1 protein-coding gene is annotated in these 410 nt (G+C 32.0%); it reads left to right on the top strand.

From position 1 onward, the window contains the following. A partial coding sequence (locus D7W82_RS39860; protein ID WP_147439792.1) for a transposase occupies window positions 1–410 on the top strand: 410 nt, incomplete at both ends.

A 410-nucleotide genomic window follows, 5' to 3' on the forward strand; every position in this document is an offset into this window, starting at 1 on the left:
GAATGGTACCAAAAGAGAAAATCTATGACTTATATTCATTACGTTGGCAAATTGAACTGTTATTTAAAATATGGATATCTTGGTTTCAAATTCATCGTTGTAAATCTATTAAACAAGAGCGATTAGAATGTCACCTTTATGGGCAACCCATTAGTATTCTATTATGTTCTTCTACTATGTTTAAAATGCGAGAACTCCTATTACGTAAGAAACAGAAAGAACTAAGTGAATATAAAGCGATGTATATAATTAAGGATTATTTTTCACTTTTTTACCAATCATTACACAAAAACACCCAAGAATTATCAAAGGTTCTCCTTCGTCTGTTTAACCTCCTACAGCACAACGGACGAAAATCTCATCGGTACGAGAAAAAGACAGTCTTTGATATTTTGGGTGTTGTTTATGAG

Source organism: Corallococcus sp. CA049B, assembly GCF_003611685.1.
Lineage (GTDB): Bacteria > Myxococcota > Myxococcia > Myxococcales > Myxococcaceae > Corallococcus > Corallococcus coralloides.